A 25,969-nucleotide genomic window follows, 5' to 3' on the forward strand; every position below is an offset into this window, starting at 1 on the left:
CTTCCTGATGAAACTCTCAAGCTCATCTCGTTCGCCTTCTTTCAAACTCACTTCATGAACTCTCTTTCTACCCATAGCCTGGATAGATCAACGCAATGGTTAAAACATTTTGTTATGGAGCACTAGATATTTCATACTTCATGGATGATTTTATGTAATGTGTAATATTATATCAACTTATGGATCATGCTCAATACGTTGAGGTAAATTGCCCTCTTGGCGGATTTCTGGATGAACAACTATGCCCGATGATAGCGGCTTCACTTGATCAGTAACTCAAGTACACTCACGATATTGAGCAAATACTTTGTTTATCCGCAGGTTGTAGGTAGACGACCCGAATTCTTTTAATATGGATTACGTTAACTAACGATGGGGGATTGGTTATGGATTTGAAAGCAGTTGCTGTACTGATGTTGATCTGCCTCTCTGCTGCATCAATCGCATCTGCAGCTGACGTTCCCACAATAACAGTTGTTGGGGAGGGCAGCGTGACAGTGCCTGCGGATGTGGTGTACATCTCGGTATCGGCATCAAGCGATAATGAGAATGTGACTGAGGCGTATGCAGAGAGCTCTGAGAAGCTGAACGGCAGCCTTGCTGCTATAAGGAACGCATGTGCTGAGAACTGTGAGATACTCCAGGGATACTCCACAGGGCTTCAGAGCACAAAGGTATGCAGCAGAGGCGCATCGAATGAGAGCATTTGCATGAATCAGAGCATTGTGACCGTATCCGCGTCGATACGCCTGCAGAACCCTGATCAGAGGACAATAGAGAGCATCAAGCAGACCGCAGAGAGCACAGGGGCTTACGCAGCTGTGACAGGCTATGCGCTGAGCGATGCCACGGCTGCAAAGAACGAGGCGAGGAAGAAGGCCGTTGAAAACGCCAGGGCGACAGCAGAGGCGATGGTCAGCGCAGCAGGCGGAAGGCTTGGAAAGATCGTGGACATCACAGAGAGCCCGCTTTACATCTGGGACATACCTTTCGGCATCTTCGGACCATCAGTAGAGCCGAGCACCACAGAGCCGGGCATGGTTGAGGTTAAGACGACAGTCATGGTCACCTACGAGATCGTGAGCTGAGAGAGAAATTCACAGATCATCAAGGGCTGTCGTGACATGAATGCGGGAGCGAGAAGGCAGATCTGGAAGCCATGCCGCCGGGAAAGCTCGCTCCCATTCAGATTATAGTATTCCGTATAAGTTGATATAATATTGCACGTCACATAAAATCATCTATGAAGTATGACACATCCAGTAGATTTTAAATGGATTTACATGAAGTGACGCAAAGGATATAGATCACCCGGCAGGCCTGCCTCCTTGGGGGTGGGCAGCTCACACCATTCTGTTTCTGGGGTGTGACCACACCGGCCACACCTCCATCTCCTCCAGCGCCTCTGAGATCATGATGTCTGTCATGGCGACGGCGGGAAACACAATGCCGGCATTCTCGATCGGGCCGTAGAGGACGAGGCTGGCGCAGAACGATGCTGCGAGGGCTGCTGTGGATGCATCGCATGATCTCCTCACCTCTTTATCCCTGGATCTCAGCCACTCCCATGAGCTCGCAGCGTTGTGCATCCCTGAGCAGATGGGCAGGCCGAGCTTCGCCTTCGCGACTATAGCGAACCTCAGCGCGGCTCCAGCTCCACTCCCAAGAGGCGCAACGCCCGGGTCCAGCAGCATGTTGTTGATCCCCGCCTCCCTGGCGGTTGCCAGGAGACCTCCCTCGCGGCTCAGCAGCTCCATCCTGGATTCAACGCTCGATGCATTCGGGCTGAATGCGAGCAGTATTGCCGAGTCAAGATCGGATTCCTTAAGCAAGGCGAGCTCACTCTCAGTTGATGCCAGACCTATGCTGTTGTAGACTGTGCGATCCGCGTATCCGATCTCCGTCACATGTATCGCCATTTCTGCCCTTGTATTCGGATCGAACGAGTCTATTATCACTGGTCCGCTCCAGATGGGATCGATGAAATCGAGATACCTCTCGAAAGCGCGCCGCGTGCTCGCGAATATGTGCAGCATTCCCGGATTTCCGGTCTCCTCTGAGATCTCGGCCTGCCTGTTTATAAGCTTCTCAGCCCTCCTTCCGTCAAATATTCCCATCTCCTCATCGGAGACTATGTTATGGCCATGGTAGAACACAGTCCCGGCCAGAGCTGTGGGAAGCTCACCCGGCTGGCCTCCGATACGAAGGCCAGCGATGTTGATCACCGGCTGATCCCTGGCAAACCTGAACAAACTCAATCACCTGCTCAAGCACCCACCGAAGTCATGTGCTGTTTCTGCGTTGTCAGAAACACTGCCCACGCCTCCACATCCAGATACACATCCGGTCCGAGGCTGATATCGAGATCCCCCGGCTGGACCATCGAGCTGTGCGTTTTTTTGACGACCTCAAACGGCGGCTCGGGAAATGGCTCTGCGATTCCACTGTAGTGATCAACGATCCTCTCGATCTCAGCGGCATCCTCGACCCCTCTCATATCCACCACATCGATCTGCCTGCGGAACCGCTCGACGGCCTCACGCTGAAGGTTCTGGATGAACGGTATCGCCCCTGCGGCGCCTATGATTCTACCGCTCTCATCAATGCCGTTTCTGTGAAGGGAGACTATCGCGTCGCCAGGCAGGTGACCCCGCGACTCGGCGCCGCACACGATCAGATACCTTATATTCGGGTTGGAGATGATGTTCGCCACGATCTTCTCCACCCCCAGATTCTCGGTCTTGCATGTCCCGACTATGGCTGCTCCTCTGATATCCAGCCTGCTTGCGAGCGTGACCACTGCGACGCCCCGTCCCCTGTCACCAATCCTGTAATCTCCGCGAACCGGCGGCCAGTCGTCATGACAGTTATCATCCATCTGCTCACGCCCTCAGCATGCACGACAGGAGAGTTCTCTGCACACCCGGGATCTCTCCCTGGACCTTCACATTCGCCCTCATCACTGGTATCCAAAGCACGGCGACAGCGGAGCCTACTGAATATCGAAGCCCACCGTCCCGCTCTGGTTGGTTGTGAAAATAATATGATATAACATCTCCGTCCGGCCTTCGGGACACCACAGTCTATATATCTCATGAGATCCATCCTGAATGGCGGTGTCCTATCATCCAGGCCATGGATGCTCTGTCCGTGGCGACAGGCGAGGACGGGCTCCTGGCCAAGTGATAGTGCCTATTCGCCGGATCAGCGGATTGGTCAGGCATCAGATGCTTGGCTATGATACCATCAAACACTGTGAAGTTAGTTCCAAGGTGGTGACCAACCATGGCAGAAGATGATGTGGTGTTCGTCGGCAATAAACCAGTGATGAACTATGTACTAGCTGTAGTGACCCAGTTCAACAGCGGTGCAAAGGAAGTCAGGATAATGGCAAGAGGGCGTGCGATCTCAAGAGCTGTTGATGTCGCTGAGGTCTCACGCAGCAGGTTCCTGGGCGATGTTGTGGTAAAGGACATAAAGATATCGACCGAGACGTTGAACACGGATAGAGGGGAGACCAACGTCTCTGCGATAGAGATCGTACTTGGAAAGTGATACCTTTACCGGCTCGACGCCCCTTTCGCGCATTGGTGTTATCTCCTCAGGGCGCGGAGAGAATCTCAGGTACATAATAAAGGCCACCAGATCAGGTTACCTGAGGGCAGAGGTGGTTATTGTCCTGACCAACCAGCCGGACGCTGGAGCTCTCAGAATAGCCAGGGAGTTTGGCGTTCCGGCTGAGTTCATCGATCCGGAAGGCCTGTCCAGAGAGGAGTATGACAGGCGTCTCATCGAAAGGCTCGATGATGCAGGGGTCGATCTGGTGGTTCTGACAGGCTACATGCGCATCCTGTCGCCTGAGTTTGTGCGGCACTACAGGAACAGGATTCTGAACATACATCCCGCGCTTCTGCCCTCATTCAGAGGAGTGGATGCCTTCCAGCAGGCTCTGGATTACGGGGTGAGATGGACCGGAACGACGATACACATCGTTGATGAGGAGGTCGATCATGGCCCCATCGTGTACCAGGTGCCGGTTCCGGTGAAACCGGATGACACACATGAGAGCCTCAAGGCCAGGATCCAGAGGGCGGAGTACAGGGCGTATCCCAAGGCCATCAAGATGTTTCTCGAGGGGAGGCCGAGGATAGAGGGGCGGAGGGTGGTGTTTGAGAGGGAGGCATCTGACCGCAAGAACACATGATCTTGAAAATTTCTGAGCGCGGGATGCGGCATTAGGCTGCATAGAAGCCGGCGTAAAGGGAGGCGACGGATGGACGTTCTTTGGGCGCCTTGGCGCATCGATTACATACTGAGCGAGAAGGGAAAGGGCTGTATCTTCTGCGAGAAGCCCAGAGAGAACAAGGACCGCGAGAACCTGATACTTCACCGTGGAAAGAACCACTTTGTGATAATGAATGCTTTTCCGTACAACAACGGTCACATGATGGTTGTTCCCTACCGTCACACATCAACGCTATCAGGATGGAGCGGGAATGAGCTTCAGGAGTTCATGGAGCTTGCTGATCTGTGCGTATCCCTGCTCCAGAGAACGATGCGGCCGGATGGGTTCAATTTGGGGATAAACATGGGCGAGGTGGCAGGCGCAGGCATCGCGGAGCACATCCACCTTCACATCGTTCCGAGATGGAAGGGCGATACGAACTTCATGCCCGTTCTCGCTGACACGCGGGTGATACCTGAGCACATCAGGGCAACCTACGAGAAGCTTCTGCAGAACCTGAAACTCATGATGCAGGAGAAGTAGGAGCAGCTCTGTGTGGTCAGGCTGTCGCAATTTGAAAAGATCTCTTTAAATCCTTAATCAGAGTGCCAGGGGATTCCAACTCTGATCCCTTCCAGCTGGCGTCAGGGTCGTGAAGGCTGGCCTCATAAATTGTGAGCAGCGCCCGTCGGGCGCGTATCTCACACCCCCAATTTTGAGATTATGCTCTGTGTGATTACCTGCCCCTGCGACTCCTGTGCTGAGGTGCTTCCCGATTCCACTATCTGGAAGCTGGAGGGAAGCGAGATGGGCATGTATGCTGAGCTCCGATCGAGGCCGAACTTGTATACAGTCTCCCTCTCAAGCATCATGCTCGTCCAGACTGTCGGGCTGACGTTTCTCGCAGTGGTTGTGCCCATTGCGAATGTCGTCTCTCCAAGCTTGACCGGGCTCTCGAACTTGAGCGGGAATGTGTTGAACCATATGCTCATGCTCTTGCTGGCCTCTGTGCTGCCTGTACCCTTCTCGATATATGTGTTCCAGTAATTCTGAACATCCTGCTGGAAGCTGCCTGTGTCCGGACCGTTGAGGTAGATCAGCTGGTTTCTGCTGTACTGAGGCTCGGACATGGCATCAGCAGCTGCCCCCCCAACCAGGCACAGCAGTAGTAATAATGCCATACATCTCATATTTTGATGTACCCCCATAATATCTGGCTTTGTACCGCCATCGGTCCCAACCTATTTATGTCTATCCGTGGAGCCGATTGCACATGCAGGGCTGCTTTGAGATTCTACACAAAGACCTGGCTGGCAGGATAGGGAGGCTGCACACGCCACACGGCACTGTGGAGACGCCGGCGCTCATGCCTGTGGTGAATCCACACGTACTTCTGCTGAGCCCCCAGGAGCTGGTCGATCTCGGTGCTGATATGATCATAACAAACAGCTACATCATCCACCAGGACCCGATCCTCAGGGAGACGGCGCTGGAGCGCGGGGTCCATGGTCTTCTCGGGTTCGATGGGCCGGTTATGACAGACTCGGGCGCATTCCAGCTCTCCGTTTACGGTAATGTGGACGTGGAGCCGCTTGAGATACTCGAGTTCCAGCAGGAGATCCGCTCCGACATCTCTGTACCTCTGGACATACCAACCGCTCCTGATGCTTCGAGAGAGCAGGCCGGGAGGGAGCTCGCAGAGACAGAGAGACGGCTCAGGGAGGCGGTGGCACACAGGAGAGAGGACCTCCTTATTGCAGGGCCTGTGCAGGGTGGCATCTACCCCGATCTCAGAGAATCTGCTGCGCGCAGGTTGAGGGGGATGGGCTTTGACGTGTACCCGATCGGCGCGGTCGTCCCGCTCATGGAGAGCTACAGGTTCACGGAGCTGGTCGATGTTGTGGTCGCATCGAAGATCGGCCTGGGGCCGGGGGTGCCTGTGCACCTCTTTGGCGCCGGCCATCCAATGGTCTTCGCACTTGCTGCAGCCCTGGGGTGCGATCTCTTCGATTCCGCGGCATACGCACTTTACGCCCGTGATGGGAGGTACCTCACACCCACCGGCACATACAGGCTTTCTGAGCTGAAGTACCTGCCGTGCTCCTGCGATGTGTGCAGAGAACACACGCCTGCATCTCTCAACGATGACCCAAAGAGGGTGGAGCTCCTCGCCCGTCACAACCTCTTGGCATCATTCCAGGAGCTCAGGGCTGTGAGGCAGAGCATCCACGAGGGATCACTCTGGGAGCATCTCGAGAGAAGATGCAGATCCCATCCGAGGATGTATCAGGCTTTCAAACACCTATCAAGATATGCGGAGTATCTGGAGAGGCTTGACCGTGTATCGAAAACGACTCTGTTCTATCTCAGCACCGAGTCTGCGAGGAGGCCTGAGGTCATACGCTACCGTAACAGGATCTGCCGGCTGGAGCTAAGGGGAAAGGTCCTGGTGACGGACAGGCATCCCGAAGAGGAGGATCGCACCAGGTATGATCACATCCTGGGTTTCCTGCCTCCTTTTGGGCCTTACCCGCTGGGACTGGAGGAGATGTACCCGCTGAACGCTGAGCTGCCAGATGAGATGGATGATAGTGCGGTAAAGGAGGCGCTAGATACGCTGCGATCACTCATCAGGGAGAACCCGGGGGCGGAGTTCCATGTAGAGATAAGCTGCCTGGAGGGCTGCAGGGATGCGGTTCTTTGAGGTCCTAAGAAGGGACGGTCCGGCGCGCCTTGGCAGGCTGGTGCTCGATCGGAACATCACAACGCCCTGCATCCTGTCGCCAGAGGACTATGTGAGCGCTGGGAGCGTCTTCAGGTACAGGAACCTCGACGAGGCGAGGGATGCCATGAGATCCCTGGCGGGGTCCCTGCCGGAGGGGAGGCTGGTCATTCTTCCGCATCCATCAGATGTGGCTCAGGATATCGATATGGATATCGAGGGGCCAAGGGCTCTGGTCACAGACATCTCCTCTGTTCAGAGAGACGTTCAGAAGGATGCGGACGTGTATGTTCTCAGGGCGGCCGGGACCATCGCAGGCGCGAGGGATCTGGTCGATACGCTGATAGGTATACGTGAATCGATACCCCCCGACTCCGCGCTCTACACCCCTGCGCTCGCAACCCCATCGAATCTCTCACTGCTGGTGTACCTGGGCGTGGATATCGTTGACTCTGTCAGGGTGGAGATGGACGGCCACTACGGCAGGTATCATACAAGGGATGGAGTCTTCCAGAGAGATGAGATCTCTGAGATTCCGTGCAGGTGCGAGCACTGCTCCTCCGGAGAGACAGCAGCACACAACATACTGAAGCTCGAGGAGGAGCTGGTGTGGGTCAGGGAGTGCATCAGGTCTGGCACTCTGAGAGATTACGTGGAGCGCCAGGTCAGGTGTGTGCCGTGGATGACTGCGGCGCTCCGGCTGGCGGACATGCAGGAGCGGTACCTGGAGCGCAGGACGCCGACGCACAGGGGGAGTGTGATGTATGCGAACACATCCGAGTCGCTCCACAGGGTTGAGGTCAGGCGATTCGTGAGCAGAGTGCTCACCAGGTACAGGCCGCCGGAGAGCGATGTTCTTCTCCTGCTTCCATGCTCTGCCCGGAAGCCCTACTCAAAGTCGAGGAGCCACAGGCTCTTCCGCTCTGTCATGGGAGGGATGCGGAGATTCGTCCACGAGCTCATCCTGACCTCGCCGCTCGCGATAGTGCCAAGGGAGCTCGAGGATGTGTACCCGGCGGCGCACTACGACACGCCCGTGACAGGCGTGTGGGATTTAGAGGAGAGGGCGTGGGTCATCAACTCCCTCAAATCGTACCTGGAGAAGCACAGGTACTCACGCATCGTTGCGCATCTTGAAGGAGAGCTCTGCGAGGCGCTTCGTGATGGCGGGATCGACGCGGTATACACAGGTGGGGGAACAGGGCCGGAGGAGCTTGAGAGGCTCAGAGAGGCGCTGGAGGTGGCGTGCACGGATGCAAGGCCGATCTGGAACCTCAGGCTCCAGGAGTTCAGGGCGAAGGCAGACTACTGCTTCGGAGCCGGTGCGGGAGATGCTCTAATTCAGGGCGCGAGGGTTAAGGGGAACAGGCTCTTCGATTCATCAGGGAGATCGCTCGCATCGATCAGCAACGGCAGGCCTGCGCTCACGCTGGAGGGGGCGCGGAGGCTGCTGCCGCTCAACGTCTACAACGTCTGCATAGGTGATTTCATCCCCAGAGGATCGGTTCTTGCGCCGGGGGTGGTCGAGGCTGACGAGCAGATCCGGCCCGGGGATGAGGTGATCGTTGTGAGCGATCGTTTCCTCGGGACAGGAAGGGCCAGGATGAGCGGATGGGAGATGGTCGCCTCCAGGCGCGGCGTGGCGGTGGAGCTGCGAGAGGGGGCGGAGGTTTGAGAATGCAGACAAAGCAGTTTCATGAGAGACGTAAAACAATGAGACGTGCAGAATGAAAAGAGAAGGGGACCCCTTCAGTTAGGAGGGGGTACCGTATAGCTTCTGAATTCCTGCGATATCTCCTGTGCCCAGCGTCCATCGCGAGGTCCCGTCGTTGTATCCGTACATGATCTTGTCTCTGTTATTGTAGGCGTACAGATCCGCCAGACCCAGCGTGTGTCCGAGCTCGTGGAGGGCGATGGTCTGGATGTCATAGGTGTTGGTACCAGCTCCACCACCAGCGCTTGTATCGATGCGCCAGTTCAGTCTGTTGTTATACCAGCAGTCGGACTCCACTGCTCTGTTGTAGGAATTACCGTCTGCACCTTTTACCTTAGAAGATGTTGTGTACCATGTAACGGTCATCGCTATTGTGTTCGTGGATAGACCTTTGGAGGTCCACATATGCACATTTTTGCCATCTCGCTTGGAATACAATGCAAAATTCCGGTTGAAGCCTTTTGCAGCGGTGTTGACAGGGTCGAAAAGGTTCTCCGCAGCTGCACCATCCCAAGTACCCTCTGCAGCTTGAATTTGCGATTTCACACGATCTGCAGAAATCCCGGCTGGTAAATCATTGATGTTGGAGGATACTATGATATCTATACCTGGATTGTTTATCCATCGATATCCGGTCAGGATGTATGTAGGCTCCGAAGTCTCAGAATCCGTTGCGACCTTTCCTCTTGCGTTCTGTGCGATTACGCCAAACTCTCCCATCTTCCTGCCATCTGAGGCATACAGCGCGTGGACGCTGACAGCGGCGTCCTGGCCGAGTATTCCCTGGGTCAGCTCGCCGTTGAAGCACTGAGTTCCGAGGGCTGAGGCCTGGCCTGTGGTCATTGCCTGATCCGCGGCCACGGATGTGAGCGAGACGCTCATATCCCCGCCATCTCCCAGGAATCCTCCAGCCACTGTCATCTCGTTCTCGCCGCCGCTGGAGACCGTTGAGAACATCCCTGCAGATCCGCTGAGCGATGCTTGCATTCCGGACGCGACCTCTCCGCCAGAGGCATCGTCACTGGCCGCATAGCCCAGCGCGCCATCAGATGCCACTGTCCTGCTCACAGAGCCCGATCCGCTGGATACGCCCTCTTTGATCATGTTGCCGCCTGTTCCAGCAGCCGCAGACTGCCTGTTAAGCGTTCCATCTCCAAGCGTGCTGTGCGAGACGAATGATGCATCGTCACTGAGGCTGTACGTGCCATGTGCTGCTGCCGCACCATGGCTGCCGGCAGTGTCCACGGAGACCGATATCGCGCAGGCAGGAGCTGCAAGCAGCACGAAAAGCGCAACAAGTGTCGGTAAAGATCTCATGAGATCGACTCCCTTGCACTGACTCCCACTCATATATTTTAAGATGATTGGATGTCCATATAAACTCAGCGCTCTCAGACATCCATACTAAAGCATTTTTCGAACCTCTCTGCACTGCTGAAGGGATTGTGCGGGCATCACATCACAGGCCTCGGGTAGATCGTCTCATCCCTTGAGTAGTGTATCTCGAAGAACCTGCTTTTTGTGGAGCTGGCAGCAACCGCAGTCTCTCTGGATTCTGTCGCAGATTCACGGTTTCCTGAAACCGATGTGATGTTTCCGAGGAAGTGGGGATCCGGGTTTGTGAGCGTGGCTATGAAGCTGCCCCGCCATGCTCTGCCATCTGATGCTGCTGCTACGAAGCTGCCTCTCAGGAGCCCAGAATCCTGGCTGCTGCCTTTGAGGGAGATTATGAGAACACGCCTCCTGTACATTGTTGCTGTGATCTCGAAGCCCTGCGGGGCATATGTGCCCGTGATCCTCCCCTCCATCTGCTCCGGCTCCTCGATGTATGCATCTCCTGTTATCACGCCACCGTTCTGAATGATGGAAAGGATCGAGCCTCCGAGCATATCAGATGTGGTAGACCATGCGACATCGTACCTGAAGTCCCAGAGCCCGGTGATCCCTGCTGCCTGTGCGGGGAAGACCGAGACCAAGATCATCACAATCAGGGCAGCACCTCTGCTTACACTCATCGTCTGACCATTGGATGCTATTATTTATAAGCTGCACCATGGGTGATTGCATGGTGGAGATCAGGGATCCTGTTCACGGGTATGTGAAGATAGATGGTCTTTGTCTATCGCTGCTGGACGCCCCACAGCTTCAGAGGCTTCGCTGGATCAGGCAGCTCGGGCTTGCGTCTCTCGTGTATCCAGGAGCTTCTCACTCCAGGTTCGAGCACAGCCTGGGCGCGTATCATCTTGCTGTGATCCTCAGCGACCGGCTGGGGCTCAGCGATGATGACGCGATGAAAATAAGGGCTGCGGCGCTTCTCCATGACATCGGCCACGGTCCCCTCTCACATGTGACTGAGCCGATACTATCCAGGTACCTTCGCCGCGGGCACGAGAGCATCATGGATCTGCTCAGATCTGAGGAGATCCGCACCCGCCTTGAGGAGTACGGGATAACGCCTGAGGAGATACAGAGGCTCATAAAAGGCGGGACAGAGCTGGGGAAGATAGTCTCAGGCGAGATAGATGTGGACAGGATGGATTATCTCATAAGAGATGCGCACTACACGGGCGTCGCTTATGGTGTGTTTGACCACCTCAGGCTCATGGAGAGGATGCACCTGTCAGGAGGCAGGCTCATGATCGACTACGGGGGTGTGCATGCCGCAGAGTCACTTCTGCTCTCAAGACTGCTCATGCAGCCCACTGTGTATCAGCACCACGTATGCAGGATCTCCGAGTGCATGGTTGCAGGTGCGCTGAGATGCATGGTAGAGGATCTCCGCTATGACCCCTCATCACTTTTGAGAATGGATGACTTCGAGCTCTTTGCGGCCATGAGATCCGCGGGAGGGTATGCAGCTGAGATCTCAGAGCGAATCAAGACCAGGCGGCTCTTCAAGAGGGCGCTCTACGTCGGCGCAGAGTCCCTGGAGTTCGTGCCAAAGGCTGGAAGTGAAAGGAGGCTTGCAGAGGAGATAGCATCAGAGGCTGGCGTCGATCAGAGGTACGTGCTCCTGGACAGCCCGCCGGTCCCTGAGGTCCCGGAGGGGAGGTTCCCGGTGATGATCAACACAGATGTTTTGCAGCTGCGCGAGGTCTCGCCTGTGATAAGGATGCTGGAGGACGCACACAGGGCGACCTGGAGGCTCGGCGTCTACACACTTCCAGAACACAGGGAAACTGTCGCAAGAGCAGCGGAGCGCTGCCTGGGGGCTAGAAAGCCCCCTGTCCAGCACACACTCGATTCGCTGTGAACGCTCTTATGTGCTTAGCGACTTGGGGCAGCGGTCTGGTCACTGGAAGCATCCGTCCGCTCTCCACGAGCGCATAGCAGACCAGTGCATCTTGCAGGTTATCAAATGGATATGGGCGCTGAATTCGCGGATCAAAACATTCAGATAAAGTAGGTTGTGGCCGTGATTCACTGAACTGGCTCCGCTGAACGGTATTCACCGGCAGCATGATGCATCTGCATGCGCATCTCGATGATGCGAGCACACAACAGAAAGGGGAGCTGAGGTTGAGGCCGGGGAGTTTTTCACTCCTCTTCCTCTGTCGTCATGCTCTTTATGCCATTTGCAAGCTCAGCGATTATCGGCTCCATCGCGTCCCTGACATCCGGCCTGTACTTAACAAGCATGTCTGTGATAAGCGGTATCCCTATGAACTTGAGTGTGCTGTTGAGCTCGGCCATCTCATCCGAGATCTCCGCGAGCAGAGATGCGATCTCCTCCAGGCTCTCCTTTATACTCTCCATGCCCTCATCTTTCGATTGCTTTGCCATATGTTCACCTTGGCTGCAGCCTCTTGAGGTATAGTATTTGTATCTGACGAATGCCCGGCCTTTTACGGTATCTCATGGATGGCGGGATGGAGAACGGTAACTGAATCGATCCGGTTTGTTGGGGAGGCCAGCCAGCTGAGGGTGATCAGCTGGACGGAACTGCTCGAACAGGACCGGTGGAGCCAGCAGAGCTGTCATCGCGTGGATGTGTTTCACGGGATCATGTCAGCCGGGAGAAACACTCCTTACACACGATCTTGCCGTTCACAACCCTGCCCCTGATCTCCATGAAGCTCTCGCCGCACTCCTGACACCTTATGGAGGGATAAATCCTTGCTCTCGGAGGCTCGGGGATATCCACCTCTCTCACTGAGAGTATGTTCTCCTCAGGAGCGCTCAGTATCGCTTCCATGGCCTTCGATCTCGCCTCCTCACCTCTTCCCGTGCTGAATATCTCCTGCAGGATCTCATCCCTGAAGTAGATCCTTATGGCCTTCCCGTCGCCCCTGTGGTAGAATGTGAAGACCTGCTTGCCGTTATCGACGAATATCAGGTTTCCCTTGCCGAAGGTGCATCCCAGCATCTCCTGAATTGCATCGACGCTGCATGAGTTGTTCTCGACAACCGCCACGAGCTCCTCGTCCTCGGATCTGCGATAGTGGTTCATCACATATTTCGCCACCCTGTAGCCGATCGCGAGACCCGGGCACATATGGCCGTGAAACTCGACCGCTCTTTTTAAATCATCTTCCATGGGTGTTAACTGATCACATCCATGACTTCAATCTGGCGATGGCACTTCGAGAGCTGAGCGCAGACGTTGAGCTCATCGGAGAAATGTGGATATGAAGAATGGGATATGCTGTGTGAAGCTGCAGGCGCAGCTATGGGACAAGCAAAGATATGAGAAGTCGTTTTGAGATCGCGATGCTATCGCTTGGGTGGATCACGGTAGCGTATCAAATTACGAGGTCCATTGAATGCAACCTGAGAGCCTGGTCCATACAACCGAGAATCACTAAAACCTGTTTTTTTGATATTAAATAGCATCTATACAATTACTTAGCGACATGGGCAGATCGCAGAAAAGGGGGTTAATAGGAATACTCAACCATCCGAAGGTGGCTTATCACATCACGAGATCCATTGAATGCAACCCGGCAGACCTCCTCTGTGAGATGGTCCTGATCCGGAAGATCTCTTCGGCGATTCGAGCCGCAACCATATCTTCAGGAGACATTACGCTGAATGCCCTGAACGAGCGCATCTCTTCTCTCTTTCAGACAGCTCATAACTTCATCCCTACCGGAGCCTGTTGCGAGAATCGAGAGCACAGGTTCCCCCGTCCCGATCACCGATCCTGGTGGGGGGACATCCGCTATGCATGGTGTTATCCTTCTGAGATCGCAATCTATACGGATGAGCTCGCTGGAGTAGAGGACAGCCCTGCCTGCGAAGCGCGTCTCTCTCTTCACCTCAGGTAAACGCCCATCAAAGGCGTTGAGATGCGCCTGGAACACTGAGATCCCTGTTGAGAGCTCCACGGAATCAAGACTGCCCTGGAAGCGCGGGTTAACCTCGATGACCACAGCGTCATTTTCTGTGAGAATGAAGTCGACGCCGTTCGAGCCGACGAGCCCGAGCCCTGCGACGATCTCCTCTGCGATGCGGGCGATTCGCCCTCTCGTATTCTCCTCCACATCCAGCGGCGTTATGTTTCCGCAGTATCTGAAACCATCCGCGTTCAGCCATGCTGCTCCTGAGAGCTGCTCATTGACAGCGATTGTTCTGGCATCCGAGCCGTCGCATATCACAGAGGCGCTTGCAGGAACCCCCTCGACGAACTCCTGGACGATGTAACCAGGGGGAACTGCGCCTCCATCAAAGATCCTGCACCCGCAGCCACCGGCGCCGATCCTCGGCTTCAGCATCATCCTGCGATCGTCTGGTGGATCCCCATCCCATGTGTCTGGGTGCGGATACCCCCTCTCCTCAAGCCATCTCGCAAGCCAGAGCTTATCCGAGACCCTCAGAATCCGGTCCGGGCTGTTGTTCATCACACTGTACCCATTTATGCGTACGGTCTCAACGCCCGGTCCCAGGACCACGGCATCTGGATCGACGCTCTCGATGATCGCATTTATCCTCTCAGCATCGAGTAGATCCTCGATATGGAGCCTGTGAGCCTCCACAGCCTCAACGAGATCGAGATCGCAGTAGCAGTCGGCAGCGACCACGGAGTATCCTGCCCTGAAGGCAGAGATGGCGATGTTCCGCACGCTCTGACCAATCACCAGTATTCGCATCAGATCCTCCGGATTCTCCTTTACATCAGATACAGCGGGTGGCGGAGGCCTCATCCTTCAGACAGGCAGGCTGGAAAGGGATGCTGATCACATCGATTTGCTCCTGCCCATTCTGAGAGCCTGACAGGAGCGGCACCGCCTCTATGAGTTCCTGGTGAACGAATGGGCGCTTCCAGCAGCCGCACTGCACGGCCTCCAGCTTGGCGAACACATAAGAGCGAGGAGAAGTGCGAGGTGATTTTCACGACCTCCTCTCGAGAACCACCTTCCCTCTGGCAGCCGGTATGACCTCCAGCCTTCCCCCGAAATCCCTGTTCAGCTCCCTGCCCATGAACAGACGATCCAGAAATACTGCAAGGGCTGCGACCTCAGAGTGCGGCTGGTTTCCTATCGCCACGTTCCAGTCCGCCATGCTGTAAACATCAGGCGGGACCTTCTCAGCGCCAACCACGACCATTATTCGTTCACAGGATCTTATCTCCCCGATCACATCATCGATCCTGCTTCCATACATCGTGAGGTGAACTATCTTTCCCCCGGAATCCCTGAACCTTCTCAGCTCATCCCTCCAGACGATGCCGTCTGCAACACTGAATGATCCTCCCCATCGATTCACAACGTCTCTGAGGCTCTCAACAACGCCCTCATCTCTTCCATCTATGAGAATCTCATCGGCACCGAACGCCCTCGCCACCAGCCCCACATGTGTCGTTATCCTTTTGTCCCTCTCAGGGCGGTGCCCCAGACGGAGGACGGTTATTCGCATGATCCCACCATCCTAGGATCGGGTTTATAGAGGTTGGGGTACGGAGATGACCCCATGCATGGAGTGGTCAGGCTTTGCATTGGCATCCATCCGGCATTCGCGACGGTTTCCATGCGCTCGACAGCTTTAAATGGTCCACCAGCCAAGTAAATAAAGATGTACGAAGATCTTGACGAGGATTTGCCTGAGATCTACCTGGCCATTCTTGAGGATGAGCGGAGGCGCAGGTATCTCAAGGAGATCAGCGAGTGGCTTGTGGAGGAGTATTACACCCCTGATCAGGCGTCGTGATATGAATTATGGAGCTTTTTGGAATATGTGCCGGATGTGGCAGGGCTGCAAAGCTCTACACATGCCAGCTTTGTGGCGGTCTCTTCTGTATTGATTGCTTCGTCCCTGAGCTGGGCGTGTGTAAGAGGTGCGCCAGAGGAAGAAGGACTGGAAAAAACTATTTTTATAGACATTTCTCAGCGTGGGGACCGCGCATAAGGCATGCCGCTCCATTTAACATCCATGCGGGTGAATCCACACATCTGTCGCGAAGCCTTTTTGGGGCGAATGTTCGCGAAAACACATGCGTTTCACAGGTGTCGATTCACACCAGGCTGGGAGTGAATGAATGAATCTACATTGGATCGGACCTGTGAATACTATTAAGACTACTAATAGGAATTTTAAGCCTCTGAATACAAAAAATACCGATTTAAAACTGTTTTTATCTTGTATATACAGCTTAGCACTCTCGTAAACTTTATATACCATAGTGCCATGATGTTTGAGTGTTAAGAAGGGACTAAAATACTGCCTGATGAGCGTGATCGCATTCGATCTGAATGCCATCACCGGGCATAAAAGGGGTAGCAACCTGGGGAGGTGCACGATTAATTATTGTAGATTGGACTTTCTGGAAGAAGGGAGCCTGAAGGTCTGCTTTGTATGCGGAAGGGAGTAGCAATGAATGTCCGCTTTGAAGGGGGCGGACAACGGGAAAGCGACCTCGTGCTGCAGTATACACTGCAGCCGATCCAATCCGGATGGGAAGGGCATCCGGTGAGGTACTTCAGATACGTATCTGAGTTAAGAAACAGTCTTGAGCATGTGTATTTATCGGATGAAGATAGACGGGGGCTTGGATCTCGATGAGAGGCCGCATCAAGCTGTTCACAATACCAGTCGATCTTGAGAATGCAGCGAAGTATAATATACAGGTTAATCCAGACCACATTGTGAATTATCGAAGTGTATGTAACAGGGAGAGGCCCCGTCAGATGATACATGCACTCCAGATCCACATGTGAGGTCTGTCTGTGAAAATCGCAATAGAGATCGACGATAATGGTCTCAAGGCCAACATGTCGTTTGAGTTCGACAAGAAGTGCATGGATGTGGCGGCATTACGTGAGATGCTCGCGGATAAGATTGTGGATATTCTGAACATCTCCGGCGTGATCTCAGAGAGCGCGCGGCCGGTTGCTGAAGAACAGCCGAAGACGCTGATGGACAGCCTGGCCGAGTTTATAAAATATGAATTCCGCGATCAGTGGTTCACATCCCAGCAGCTCAGAGAGAGGTATGAGACTGTTCGTGACGATATCAAGCTGAGCACGGTCTCGACCTACCTCTCCAGGATGCACCAGGATGGTATTCTCGACAGGAGGGGGAACAGAAACAACAGGGAGTACCGTCTGCTTTCGACAGCATCTGTGGAAGGCGCGGCTTACTCCAGAAAGAAACAATCCGCGTCAAAGCTTTAGATGCTTAGAGTCCATATTCTGTCGATTCGAGCAAACTTCGAAGCCCGATTCGCTCTTATATGCTTGGCAACTTAGGGACATGGTATTTGCTCGATATTGTGAGCGTACTTGAGTTAATGATCAAGTGAATCCGCTACATACGTCATCGGTTAAGGATTGGTTTATAGTCCTTTGCGTCACTTCATGTAAATCCATTTAAAATCTAATGGATGTGTCATACTTTATAGATGATTTTATGTGACGTGCAATATTATATCAACTTATACGGAATACTATAGGAGTATTCCTATTAACCTCCTTTTCTGCGATCTGCCCATGTCGCTAAGTAACTGTATAGATACTATTTTATATCAAAAAGCAGGTTTTTAGGGATTCTCTTAGGTTTGTGGTTGGTCATATGGTATGGTCGTGTTTGGATTTCAGTAATAATAATTTGCTGATATAATATTTTTTTAGATCAGGCAGGAGTCGATACAAGTTTGGCGATTGATGGTGTGTTGTTTGATGAGCACCTTCAAAGGAACAAAATAATCCATCTAAGAGTGTACTCAGCAAGAAACAGCATGACATCTCATGCATTCTTGAAAAGAGTCCTGAGCATGTGTAAGCCGGAGGAGATCGTTCTGGACAAAGGACCATGGTACAGAGACGCACTCTGCCGGCCTGGCGTAAAAGTCAGATACGAATCTTTTGGGGCTTCAACTTTGTTGAAGCCTCTCGACGACAGTCGAGAGTGACCGAAGCCTCGTTGAGTCTGTATTCTCCTCCTTCAAGCAAAGAGCTCTGCTCCATAACCGTGAACTTCAAACGCAAGGATAAGAAACCTGGAAGCCTGCGATGGACAAGAGCCATAGAATGCTGGAACAACTTCTGTAAAATGTTTATGTTCTACTATAACGTCGCAAGGAGGTAATAATGTTATTCGGACAGGTCCATCATGATTATGGAAATCTCTTTTACAGAATCGCTCATACGCTTCTCTTCCCGCACTCCTCCCCGGAGATGCACCCACCTCTGGCATACATTCCTTCTTCAGATCGAGCTGTTAGTTATTATCCTTCCTATCAGCTTGCATCTGCATCACGGAGCAATAATATATATTGTGTAATTTGATATTAATAAATATATGACTTGTCTCTTATAATATGCAGGAAATGACCGGACAGCAGAGGGAGAGACAATCCCACTGCTGGTTCAAAGCAGCCACAAAAATCGCAGAAAACCAGGATCCATGAAGCCCCTGACAGGCCGATAGACAAACCCCCTCATCCACGGGATGGAGAACTCAAAGAAACAATCAGCCCCTACCCTCGAGGGGGTAGGGTTCTGCTCATACGCACGTGTCGAGGAGCCCCTTCTTCTTGCCGCCACGCTTCTCGCCAGGCTTTACAGGCTCAACCTTGGCGCCCTCTTCCTTCTTCTCCTCTTCCTTCTTCTCGTGATGGGTCATTTTTCCACCATTTATTGTTAATTCCACTAACATTTATTAAGCTTTCCAGTACTTTGCGCCGTGAGCGTGCGCGGTTCCGCTGTGCTGCCAGCCACAGTCTCGAGCATGCCCAGCAGAACCCATGCAGCCAAGCTTTTATCTTCAGGAAGATCCACAGTGAGGCTGTGTATCTCGACTACATCCCCTATCCATCGCTGCGCCCGCATCAGGACAAGATGCTCGATGCCGTCTACGAGGTGGTCTCCACAGGCGACCACGGCGTTCTGATGATAGATGCGCCCACAGGCTCAGGAAAGACGAGCTGCATATCAGCGGCACTTGCAGCTGCCCCTGGAAAGATCGTAGTGGCAGTCAGGACCGTGAGCCAGATAGGGGTTTATCTTGATGAAATTAGCAGGATCTGGTCGAACACAAGACACAGACCCACCGTCTCCTACCTGATAGGAAAGCAGAAGGCATGCCCGCTTGCATCTGAGATCTGGGGGGAGAGCATTTACTTCGCGTGCATGAGGCTCAGAGAGGGATCGAAGAACTACATGGCATCGCAGATCGAGAAGGGTTACAACGATGTGTACGATCCAGCCAGGGACGGGATACCTGATGAGCCTCCTGGGGAGAGAACCGTCTGCCCTCATTACCTGAGAAGCAAAGAGGCGTTCGAGATCAACGGAAAGGTGTACTTCAGGTCTTCCTCAGCTGCAGTGGATGCTGCAGAGAGGATGAGCAGGAGGATCGTCCCTGTTGATGCCCTCGAGAAGACCTGTAGAGGCGTCTGCCCGTATGAGGTGATGTCGCTTCATGCGAAGAGCAGTGACATCATCATCCTGAACTACCATCACCTCTTCAGCCCGGATTTTCAGGACGCCATAATCCAGTGGCTCGGTCTTGAGGCAGACCGCATGACGGTGATAGTGGACGAGGCCCACAACCTCGGCGACTCTGTTAGGGAGATGAACACCAGGGTGCTCACGCCTAGGATCCTTGAGCTGGCAGAGCGCGAGATCGACAGATTCGAGAAGGCGCTGGGCCAGGCGAAGCTTGGAGAGGAGCACCACGACTGGCGCAGGGAGGGCCTGAAGACTGCCAGGCATCTCATACCAAGAATCCGGAGGTTCATGGCCGCGAGGGAAGCCAGATCGAAGGATGGGGAGACTCTTCTCGATGGCGAGCTCTTCAGGCAGTACGTGTACGATGGCATCGACGATATAGATCTCGCTCTCTCCTATCTGAGCAATGTAGCGGTTGCGATCGCGGAGATGAAGCTTGCAGAGAGCGATCACGAAACGCTCTACGGGGATATCCAGCCCAGCCTCGCCACAATGGTTCTCTTCCTCAGAGAGGTCGAGGAGGCTGAGCACGACCCGTCGTACCAGAGAAAGATCGTGACGACATCGTCAGGGGAGAGGAGATGGACTCGCCTGGAGGTTACTAAGATCGATCCAGCTCCTGTGATAAGAAGGGTTGTCGATAACGTCAACGCAACCCTGATGCTCAGCGGCACCCTCTCGCCGATCGATGCATACGAGCTGTACTGTCTGGGCGAGCCAGGCAGAGCCAGAAAGATCTCCCTCCCAAATCCATTCCCCCAGAGCAACCGCCTGATCATAGCAGCGGAGAGGGCGACAACGCAGCTCAGCGCTAGGGAGAATCCAGAGAACAGGAATCTGATATCCGGCTATATCAGCGCCCTGATAGAGGAGGTGCCTGGAAACGTCGCAGTGTTCTTCACCTCATACCCGATGATGGCCTCGTACCGGGATGCATGCACCAGATTCGCACGAGGCGCAGGCAAGCGGGTGTTCACAGAGCCCAGATCTGCAGAGGATGTCCCTCAGATCCTGGAGGAGTTCTTCAGGGCAGGCAGGAGCAATGGCGCTGTGCTGCTCGGGGTCTCTGGAGGAAAGCTCGCAGAGGGAATAGACTACAAGGGTGAGGCTCTCAACGGGGTGGCTGTTGTCGGTCTTCCCCTCTCGGTCTTCGATGAGATCCAGAAGGAGGTCATCTCCTACTACACTCAAAAGTACGGGAAAAAGCGGGGCACGCTGATAGCATACACCCTTCCAGCGATCAATCGTGGTCTCCAGGCGGCTGGCAGGGTCATAAGGGCGGAGAGCGAGAGGGGAGTCATACTCCTGTGCGACAGCAGGTTCGCGTCAAGGGGTCTGGGGGGTGTCAGGATGTATCTGCCAGAGTGGGTTCAGAGTGAGATGGTGATGGCAGATCCTGAGAGGTGCAGACTTCTGATAAGAGAGAAACTGAGGGAATGGAGGGAGGCTTCACACTGAGAGCTGCTGAGCGATCGCGAATCGTGTGCTGCGCCCTGAAAACCGGTATCGTCTTTCCGATGTCATCCATCGATCTGTCACTACACTCCTGCGGGATATTCGGGCGCCATGCAGCAACTGCATCGGACCGTCCCAGATTACTGTTTCTCGTCTACATGATCTGTGTTCTGCTCGCATGCTCTTACACATCCACCGCGCTCGATACCGGCGCTCCGGTGCCTCCGGAGATGTTTGGGGATGATTACTACAAGGTATATGGAGTGCCGGATCTCACAGTCTCACTGGAGAGATCGTCCGTATATCAGGGGGAGCAGACATCAATTTTTCTGACCCTGACCAATCGCGGGAGGGTCACCGCCATAAAGGTGAACAGTGAGCCAGCGTCGGACAGGAGGGATGAGATCCTAGCGGCGCAGCGGGAGCTTGAGCTGGAGAGGCAGAGGACCACAGCACAGGACGTCTCTGTAGAGCTGGTCGCAGAGAACAGGAGCGCAATAGATGTCAGGCGCGCTGTGGCCTATCCGGGGAGCATCCGTGAGGGTCAGACCTCAGCGCCGCTTGAGTTCCCTGTTGAGATATACAAAAACACACGTCCTGGGAGATACAGGATTTATGCGCTGATCAACTGCACATATCAGAGAGATGTTGCTGTTAAGAGCGACGAGGATCATCCTGAGAGCCCGGATGTGTATTACTGGTACGATAGAATAGCCCAGGTGGTGCCACTGGAGCTCAGGGTTGAGCGAAGAAGCGATGTGGAGTTTGAAGTTCTGGGAGTGAAACCGGAGAGGCTTGCTGCCGGCTCCAGTGATAATGTCGTGAGGATATCCGTAAAGAACGTGGGGACAGATACAGCCAGGGATCTGGTCGCCAGGCTCAGGCCTGAGAGCGGGATCTATGTGAGCGTGGATGAGTCGCCACTACCACGACTGGAGCCCGGTGAGAGCGCAGAGCTGGTCTACAAGCTGGATGTCTCAAAGGACGCAGTTCCAGGCAAGCTTTACCTGCTCAGGATTCTCTTCGAGTTCTCCGACACCTACAGGGACAACCTGAGCGACTCTGAGAATGTGTACATCACGATCGATCTCCAGAGGCGCGTCTTCCTCTGGGCTGCCGCGCTCCCTATCGTTGCTGTAGCATCCATCATTTTCATCATCAGAAAGAGGAGGGGTGGCGCATAGAGGAGGCTGTAGATGCCCGTGGTCTTGTCAAGACCTTCCGTGGTCTCAGAGCCCTGGATGGCCTGAGCGTCAGAATACCGCGGGGTCTGACGTACTGTCTGCTCGGCCCGAATGGCTCCGGCAAGACCACGTTCATACGCGCCATTGTGGGACTCCTTCGCCTTGATGGTGGCGATCTGTATGTCCTCGGGGAACACGTCTCCAGCGTCAGGTCTCTTTATCACAGAATCGGATACATGACGCAGCACCGTGCCCTCTATCCGGATCTGACTGTGCAGGAGAACATGGAGTTCTTCGCCGGCCTTTACGGCATTGATGGCCAGAGGAGAAAGAGACGGATCGCAGAGCTTCTGGATATGGTGGAGTTATCTGATCACAGGGATCGCCTGGCAGGGGCCCTGAGCGGCGGGATGTACCAGAGGCTCTCCCTCGCATGCACACTCATACACGAACCGGAGCTGCTGTTGCTCGATGAGCCGACTGTGGGGGTGGATCCAGCGCTGCGTCAGAGCTTCTGGATGTACTTCGATCAGCTCGCGTCAGAGGGGAAGACCGTGATCATAACCACCCACATGATGGACGAGGCCGGAAGGTGCAGGATTGTGGGATACATGCGTGCTGGGAGAATGGCCGCGGAGGGCAGCCCTGAGGAGATTCTGAGGGTTGCAGGTCTGAAGACGCATCTGGAGCTGCGGCTGGCGGATCCGGAGCGCGACGCGTCCCGCCTGAGATCTGAAGGATATGATGTGGAGGTGTCAGGAGGGCTGGTCAGGATCCGGATCGATGGGCATGTGCAGATAAAAGAGATCCTGGAGATCGTCACGCCTCTTGATATGAGGCTCAGGGAGCCCAGCCTGGAGGAGGCATTTCTCACACTCTCAGGAGCAGCATGATGGATATCAGGCGTGTTTGCGTGGTCGCGCTTCGAGTGGTGCGCCAGCTCAAGAGGGACAGGCGGACGATCGGACTGATTACATTTGCGCCCATAGTTCTCATGATGCTGTTCGGCTACGCCCTCTCAGGAGAGATGAGCGGAATCCAGCTCGGGATCGTGGATCTGGGTGGGCATCCGGCGCTCAGGTCATATCTGGAGGGCGTGAAGGATTTCACAGTTCTTCACCTGGGATCCGTGTCTGATGCTGAGCGGCTCGTCTACGATGGAAGGCTCAACGGCGCAGTGGTTATATCGCCCTCTGAGATTCGCCTGCTCCTGGACGCCACCAGCCCACAGATAGCCAGCGCGATAAGAGGTGCGGCTCTTGCCGGGGCCAGGGGCGAGCTTCCGGGGAGTGGCGCAGCAATCGTCGAGAGATACGTATACGGCTATGATATGGACATGACTGACACGATCGGGCCGGCCATACTCGGTCTGGTGGTGTTCTTCTTCACGTTCATCAACGCAGCAGTGGCATTCGTCAGGGAGAGATCTCAGGGAACGCTGGAGAAGTTCATGGTATCGCCACTGAGCAGCACGGAGATCGTCTCGGGATACATCCTGGGATTCTCTCTTTTCACGCTCCTGCAGTCCACAACCACGCTGCTTGTGGTGATCTTCGTCTTCGGTGTCCCCATTAGGGGCAGCCCGCTGCTTCTTCTCTCGATCGTCATCCTTCTGGGCGCTGGGGCTCTGGCCCTTGGAACATTTTTCTCAAACTTCGCCAGGAGTGAGTTCCAGGTGGTCCAGTTCATCCCGATGGTCGTGATACCGCAGATCATACTTTCAGGCGTGTGGTGGCCTATTCAGTCGATACCGGATTTCGTCAGGCCTGTATCGTACATCCTGCCACTGACATATGCCACTGATGCTCTGAGGGCAGTTATGCTGAAGGGCAGCACTCTTATGGATGTTCTCTATCCTGATGTCACGGCACTGATAGTTTTCTTCACTCTGTCATTCGCATCTGCCATCCTGGTCTTGCACAGAGAGGTGACGTGAGATCCACATGTTAGCGGTTGAGAATGGGTCATTGTGAAACCATGAGATAAGGTCGACCTCCTGCGTCGACCCATTTTTAACGAAACTGACAGCACATCAAAGCTTTCATCCTGTGATCTGGCGGCCCAGTAAACATTGCAGAAAACGCTCTCATCCATCTGATAACTTGTCCGCAGAGGCACCGGTCCTGCTGTGCGCTCGTTTCGACTTATCTTCGACGCAGTCGAAGGCCTGGCGAGCGAATGAGTGCATTCAGCAAAGTTGCGGAATACGTAAGAGCGGCAGAAAGACATGAAGTCGAATGCTGCTGGTTGAGGTTGTTCGCCTCTCCGACGATTCGACCACATGAGCATTCATCCTTTTGGCATGCATCTCCTGCTGCACCGCGGTTCAGAATACAAACTTCCAAAATTACTTATATTTTGAGGTAGATGCTAAATTCATGGTGGAAGTTTCATCCTATCCGAAAGGGCTCACAATCAAGAAGAGCTCAAACGCGTTGCTTTTAAAAAACACCGGCAAAAAAGACGTTAAGCTGACAGTCGAGCTTGGAGGCAGTAAAGCGTTTTCCGTACCTGAGAAGTACAGAACACTCAAAATTAAAGCAAATGGCTATGCAAGAATCCCATACAGTTTCGGGAAAACGGATATCGGATGGCCAATAGCTCTCAGTGGGTGGCATACAGGCGGGATCAGGCTTTGGAGCAAGGACCCGAAGAGCAAAAAGAAGGTATTGATCGCTAATGTGGTCGTGAAGACACGGTCTCCGATCTTTGTGCGTGAGCTGCACTGCCTGGAAGCCACAGAGCAGGAACAGCGGGCCATAAAGGGTAACAGTCCGCCTGTGATCACAATGAGCGCTGTGAAGCCCGGAACAGCGGTGCCGAAAAACACGGGTGAGGTCGAGCTTAGCTGGGAGATCGAAGATGCTGATGAGATGGAAGATTACATCTCTTATCCAGGCGCGGAGGTTCTGGAGCCCGGATCATTTACAGATGTGGGGGGCTGGGAATGTTCCCCCCATGTTACGCCCCACACCAACTCGTACATCTACGATGCAGATCTTCAAGGTACCATCATCCAGACATTACATGCGCGAAATGCAGAGGGTGAGGTGTATGATCATGAGACCATATACTGCACAGTCGGTGTGGGCTACCATAATGCCAGATGTCCGGCTGGAGGAACAATACATACGGACGAGCTGGAGACCATCAGGAATTTTCTGGAGGATATCGATGCCCGCCTGAGATCCAATGCCCTTGAGGATCTGCCGGATTTCGTTGAGGAGTGGAACAGAACGATAGAGGAGAGGATCGGGAGGGGAGAGCTTCCCGAGTATGCCAGGGACTACATGTTAACCGATTTTAGTGATATGGATTACCTGAGTGGCCGTGTTGGGACTGGCAGTCTGGCAGATGATATTCTAAGTGCCATGGAGAACGTCCTGATATATATCAAGCCGTACACGCTTCCGCGAGGGTACAGGCCGGGCACGCTTCCGTCAGGCAGGCGCGCCCTCTGCGATTGCGTGTACGGGAGAACATTCCACGCTGATGGGCATCCCGACTGCAACTGGATTGCTGTATGCACAGGCGGAGGATCTTGCGATGGTCATACTGGAAGTGCTGACGCCATCACGCTTCTCCATGAGCTGTATCACTATGCCACTCTCAGCGGCGATGAAGCGAAAGCAACGGTAGTGGCATGCTGCGTCTACGACTACATGGGGCCTGAACACTGGGAATGGGAAAGGTAACCTCCAGACTTTAGCGATAATTTTATTAGACCATGCGCGTTTGGCAACTCAGGCTCATGGAGGCGAGTGCCGAACGCACTCGTTATTT

Annotated in this window: 26 protein-coding genes; 15 read left to right on the forward strand and 11 right to left on the reverse strand. The window is 54.1% G+C overall.

From position 1 onward, the window contains the following. The first annotated feature begins 386 nt into the window (after positions 1-386). Positions 387-1,088 (forward strand): SIMPL domain-containing protein, encoded by a 702-nt coding sequence (locus QHG98_07980; protein MDH7597654.1) that lies wholly within the window; start codon positions 387-389, stop codon positions 1,086-1,088. 255 nt (positions 1,089-1,343) lie between these two features. Here QHG98_07980 and mtrH read toward each other — a convergent pair whose 3' ends face one another. Continuing rightward, positions 1,344-2,252 carry a tetrahydromethanopterin S-methyltransferase subunit H gene (gene mtrH / locus QHG98_07985; protein ID MDH7597655.1) on the reverse strand — a complete coding sequence of 303 codons (909 nt, stop codon included), beginning with the start codon at positions 2,250-2,252 and terminating at the stop codon, positions 1,344-1,346. Between the two features lie 14 nt (positions 2,253-2,266). Beyond that, a complete protein-coding gene (locus tag QHG98_07990; GenBank protein ID MDH7597656.1) occupies positions 2,267-2,878 on the reverse strand; it encodes a tetrahydromethanopterin S-methyltransferase subunit A in 612 nt (203 codons plus the stop codon). Between the two features lie 407 nt (positions 2,879-3,285). Between QHG98_07990 and albA the strand changes: the two genes are divergently transcribed. From albA to QHG98_08005, 3 genes are all read left to right on the forward strand, one after another. Then, entirely contained in the window at positions 3,286-3,555 is a 270-nt protein-coding gene (gene albA, locus QHG98_07995; protein ID MDH7597657.1) for a DNA-binding protein Alba, read from the forward strand. Next, positions 3,545-4,204, forward strand: a complete 660-nt coding sequence (purN, locus tag QHG98_08000; GenBank protein MDH7597658.1) for a phosphoribosylglycinamide formyltransferase — start codon at positions 3,545-3,547, stop codon at positions 4,202-4,204. Before albA ends, purN begins: the two co-directional genes overlap by 11 nt. 69 nt (positions 4,205-4,273) lie before the next feature. Further along, positions 4,274-4,768, forward strand: a complete 495-nt coding sequence (locus tag QHG98_08005) for an HIT domain-containing protein (GenBank protein MDH7597659.1) — start codon at positions 4,274-4,276, stop codon at positions 4,766-4,768. Between the two features lie 158 nt (positions 4,769-4,926). On the opposite strand, the gene QHG98_08010 is transcribed toward QHG98_08005, so the two are convergent. Further along, positions 4,927-5,355, reverse strand: coding sequence for a hypothetical protein (locus QHG98_08010; GenBank protein ID MDH7597660.1), 429 nt, complete (start codon positions 5,353-5,355; stop codon positions 4,927-4,929). A gap of 143 nt (positions 5,356-5,498) precedes the next feature. Here QHG98_08010 and tgtA point away from each other — a divergent pair, with 143 nt between their 5' ends. Together tgtA and arcS are read left to right on the forward strand one after the other, a co-directional pair. Then, the gene (gene tgtA, locus QHG98_08015) at positions 5,499-6,929 is read left to right on the forward strand and encodes a tRNA guanosine(15) transglycosylase TgtA (GenBank protein ID MDH7597661.1); all 1,431 of its coding nucleotides are present in this window, start codon (positions 5,499-5,501) and stop codon (positions 6,927-6,929) included. Next, positions 6,916-8,622: an archaeosine synthase subunit alpha gene (gene arcS, locus QHG98_08020; protein ID MDH7597662.1), complete on the forward strand. Its 1,707-nt coding sequence runs from the start codon at positions 6,916-6,918 to the stop codon at positions 8,620-8,622. The genes tgtA and arcS overlap by 14 nt, the downstream gene beginning before the upstream one ends. A gap of 78 nt (positions 8,623-8,700) precedes the next feature. On the opposite strand, the gene QHG98_08025 is transcribed toward arcS, so the two are convergent. After that, positions 8,701-10,011: a matrixin family metalloprotease gene (locus QHG98_08025; protein MDH7597663.1), complete on the reverse strand. Its 1,311-nt coding sequence runs from the start codon at positions 10,009-10,011 to the stop codon at positions 8,701-8,703. 104 nt (positions 10,012-10,115) lie between these two features. After that, positions 10,116-10,676, reverse strand: coding sequence for a hypothetical protein (locus QHG98_08030; protein ID MDH7597664.1), 561 nt, complete (start codon positions 10,674-10,676; stop codon positions 10,116-10,118). Between the two features lie 50 nt (positions 10,677-10,726). Here QHG98_08030 and QHG98_08035 point away from each other — a divergent pair, with 50 nt between their 5' ends. Continuing rightward, positions 10,727-11,914 (forward strand): HD domain-containing protein, encoded by a 1,188-nt coding sequence (locus QHG98_08035; protein MDH7597665.1) that lies wholly within the window; start codon positions 10,727-10,729, stop codon positions 11,912-11,914. Between the two features lie 284 nt (positions 11,915-12,198). Here QHG98_08035 and QHG98_08040 read toward each other — a convergent pair whose 3' ends face one another. From QHG98_08040 to QHG98_08055, 4 genes are all read right to left on the reverse strand, one after another. Continuing rightward, complete coding sequence (locus tag QHG98_08040) at positions 12,199-12,444, reverse strand: hypothetical protein (GenBank protein ID MDH7597666.1); 246 nt, start codon at positions 12,442-12,444, stop codon at positions 12,199-12,201. 220 nt (positions 12,445-12,664) lie between these two features. Further along, positions 12,665-13,198, reverse strand: a complete 534-nt coding sequence (locus QHG98_08045) for an FmdE family protein (GenBank protein MDH7597667.1) — start codon at positions 13,196-13,198, stop codon at positions 12,665-12,667. 475 nt (positions 13,199-13,673) lie between these two features. Next, entirely contained in the window at positions 13,674-14,750 is a 1,077-nt protein-coding gene (locus QHG98_08050) for an ATP-grasp domain-containing protein (protein MDH7597668.1), read from the reverse strand. A gap of 241 nt (positions 14,751-14,991) precedes the next feature. Next, the gene (locus tag QHG98_08055) at positions 14,992-15,516 is read right to left on the reverse strand and encodes a tRNA (cytidine(56)-2'-O)-methyltransferase (protein MDH7597669.1); all 525 of its coding nucleotides are present in this window, start codon (positions 15,514-15,516) and stop codon (positions 14,992-14,994) included. Positions 15,517-15,672: 156 nt separating this feature from the next. On the opposite strand from QHG98_08055, the gene QHG98_08060 reads away from it, so the two are divergent. The 3 genes from QHG98_08060 (at position 15,673) to QHG98_08070 (ending at position 18,007) form a co-directional block, all read left to right on the forward strand. Then, positions 15,673-15,807, forward strand: coding sequence for a hypothetical protein (locus QHG98_08060; protein MDH7597670.1), 135 nt, complete (start codon positions 15,673-15,675; stop codon positions 15,805-15,807). A gap of 1,016 nt (positions 15,808-16,823) precedes the next feature. Next, entirely contained in the window at positions 16,824-17,270 is a 447-nt protein-coding gene (locus QHG98_08065) for a hypothetical protein (protein MDH7597671.1), read from the forward strand. Between the two features lie 479 nt (positions 17,271-17,749). Next, a complete protein-coding gene (locus QHG98_08070) occupies positions 17,750-18,007 on the forward strand; it encodes a hypothetical protein (GenBank protein MDH7597672.1) in 258 nt (85 codons plus the stop codon). Positions 18,008-18,039: 32 nt separating this feature from the next. Here the strand turns inward: QHG98_08070 and QHG98_08075 are convergent, their stop codons facing one another. Then, complete coding sequence (locus QHG98_08075) at positions 18,040-18,291, reverse strand: hypothetical protein (protein MDH7597673.1); 252 nt, start codon at positions 18,289-18,291, stop codon at positions 18,040-18,042. Positions 18,292-18,600: 309 nt separating this feature from the next. Then, positions 18,601-18,753 carry a hypothetical protein gene (locus tag QHG98_08080; GenBank protein MDH7597674.1) on the reverse strand — a complete coding sequence of 51 codons (153 nt, stop codon included), beginning with the start codon at positions 18,751-18,753 and terminating at the stop codon, positions 18,601-18,603. Positions 18,754-18,884: 131 nt separating this feature from the next. Between QHG98_08080 and QHG98_08085 the strand changes: the two genes are divergently transcribed. The 5 genes from QHG98_08085 to QHG98_08105 all read left to right on the forward strand — a co-directional run bounded on the left by QHG98_08085 (position 18,885) and on the right by QHG98_08105 (position 25,881). After that, positions 18,885-21,005 carry an ATP-dependent DNA helicase gene (locus QHG98_08085; protein ID MDH7597675.1) on the forward strand — a complete coding sequence of 707 codons (2,121 nt, stop codon included), beginning with the start codon at positions 18,885-18,887 and terminating at the stop codon, positions 21,003-21,005. After that, entirely contained in the window at positions 20,984-22,186 is a 1,203-nt protein-coding gene (locus QHG98_08090) for a hypothetical protein (GenBank protein MDH7597676.1), read from the forward strand. The genes QHG98_08085 and QHG98_08090 overlap by 22 nt, the downstream gene beginning before the upstream one ends. A gap of 62 nt (positions 22,187-22,248) precedes the next feature. Then, positions 22,249-23,079, forward strand: coding sequence for an ABC transporter ATP-binding protein (locus tag QHG98_08095; GenBank protein MDH7597677.1), 831 nt, complete (start codon positions 22,249-22,251; stop codon positions 23,077-23,079). Continuing rightward, on the forward strand, positions 23,079-24,122 hold the full coding sequence (locus QHG98_08100; protein MDH7597678.1) for an ABC transporter permease: 1,044 nt from the start codon (positions 23,079-23,081) through the stop codon (positions 24,120-24,122). The genes QHG98_08095 and QHG98_08100 overlap by 1 nt, the downstream gene beginning before the upstream one ends. A gap of 442 nt (positions 24,123-24,564) precedes the next feature. Beyond that, positions 24,565-25,881 (forward strand): hypothetical protein, encoded by a 1,317-nt coding sequence (locus QHG98_08105; protein ID MDH7597679.1) that lies wholly within the window; start codon positions 24,565-24,567, stop codon positions 25,879-25,881. Positions 25,882-25,969: the final 88 nt, after the last annotated feature.

Origin of the sequence: Methanothrix sp., assembly GCA_029907715.1 — an archaeon.
Classification (GTDB): Archaea; Halobacteriota; Methanosarcinia; order Methanotrichales; family Methanotrichaceae; genus Methanothrix_B.

Excerpts from the sequence above, each read along its gene's own strand:
- QHG98_08075 (MDH7597673.1), bottom strand. The coding sequence starts at position 18,291 with ATGCCAGAGGTGGGTGCATCTCCGGGGAGGAGTGCGGGAAGAGAAGCG.
- albA (MDH7597657.1), top strand. The coding sequence starts at position 3,286 with ATGGCAGAAGATGATGTGGTGTTCGTCGGCAATAAACCAGTGATGAAC.
- QHG98_08040 (MDH7597666.1), bottom strand. The coding sequence starts at position 12,444 with ATGGCAAAGCAATCGAAAGATGAGGGCATGGAGAGTATAAAGGAGAGC.
- QHG98_08100 (MDH7597678.1), top strand. The coding sequence starts at position 23,079 with ATGGATATCAGGCGTGTTTGCGTGGTCGCGCTTCGAGTGGTGCGCCAG.
- QHG98_08035 (MDH7597665.1), top strand. The coding sequence starts at position 10,727 with ATGGTGGAGATCAGGGATCCTGTTCACGGGTATGTGAAGATAGATGGT.
- arcS (MDH7597662.1), top strand. The coding sequence starts at position 6,916 with ATGCGGTTCTTTGAGGTCCTAAGAAGGGACGGTCCGGCGCGCCTTGGC.
- QHG98_07980 (MDH7597654.1), top strand. The coding sequence starts at position 387 with ATGGATTTGAAAGCAGTTGCTGTACTGATGTTGATCTGCCTCTCTGCT.
- tgtA (MDH7597661.1), top strand. The coding sequence starts at position 5,499 with ATGCAGGGCTGCTTTGAGATTCTACACAAAGACCTGGCTGGCAGGATA.
- QHG98_08090 (MDH7597676.1), top strand. The coding sequence starts at position 20,984 with ATGGAGGGAGGCTTCACACTGAGAGCTGCTGAGCGATCGCGAATCGTG.
- QHG98_08050 (MDH7597668.1), bottom strand. The coding sequence starts at position 14,750 with ATGCGAATACTGGTGATTGGTCAGAGCGTGCGGAACATCGCCATCTCT.
- QHG98_08005 (MDH7597659.1), top strand. The coding sequence starts at position 4,274 with ATGGACGTTCTTTGGGCGCCTTGGCGCATCGATTACATACTGAGCGAG.
- QHG98_08055 (MDH7597669.1), bottom strand. The coding sequence starts at position 15,516 with ATGCGAATAACCGTCCTCCGTCTGGGGCACCGCCCTGAGAGGGACAAA.
- QHG98_08105 (MDH7597679.1), top strand. The coding sequence starts at position 24,565 with ATGGTGGAAGTTTCATCCTATCCGAAAGGGCTCACAATCAAGAAGAGC.
- QHG98_08045 (MDH7597667.1), bottom strand. The coding sequence starts at position 13,198 with ATGGAAGATGATTTAAAAAGAGCGGTCGAGTTTCACGGCCATATGTGC.
- QHG98_08010 (MDH7597660.1), bottom strand. The coding sequence starts at position 5,355 with ATGTCCGAGCCTCAGTACAGCAGAAACCAGCTGATCTACCTCAACGGT.
- QHG98_07990 (MDH7597656.1), bottom strand. The coding sequence starts at position 2,878 with ATGGATGATAACTGTCATGACGACTGGCCGCCGGTTCGCGGAGATTAC.
- QHG98_08060 (MDH7597670.1), top strand. The coding sequence starts at position 15,673 with ATGTACGAAGATCTTGACGAGGATTTGCCTGAGATCTACCTGGCCATT.
- QHG98_08030 (MDH7597664.1), bottom strand. The coding sequence starts at position 10,676 with ATGAGTGTAAGCAGAGGTGCTGCCCTGATTGTGATGATCTTGGTCTCG.
- QHG98_08080 (MDH7597674.1), bottom strand. The coding sequence starts at position 18,753 with ATGTTAGTGGAATTAACAATAAATGGTGGAAAAATGACCCATCACGAG.
- QHG98_08025 (MDH7597663.1), bottom strand. The coding sequence starts at position 10,011 with ATGAGTGGGAGTCAGTGCAAGGGAGTCGATCTCATGAGATCTTTACCG.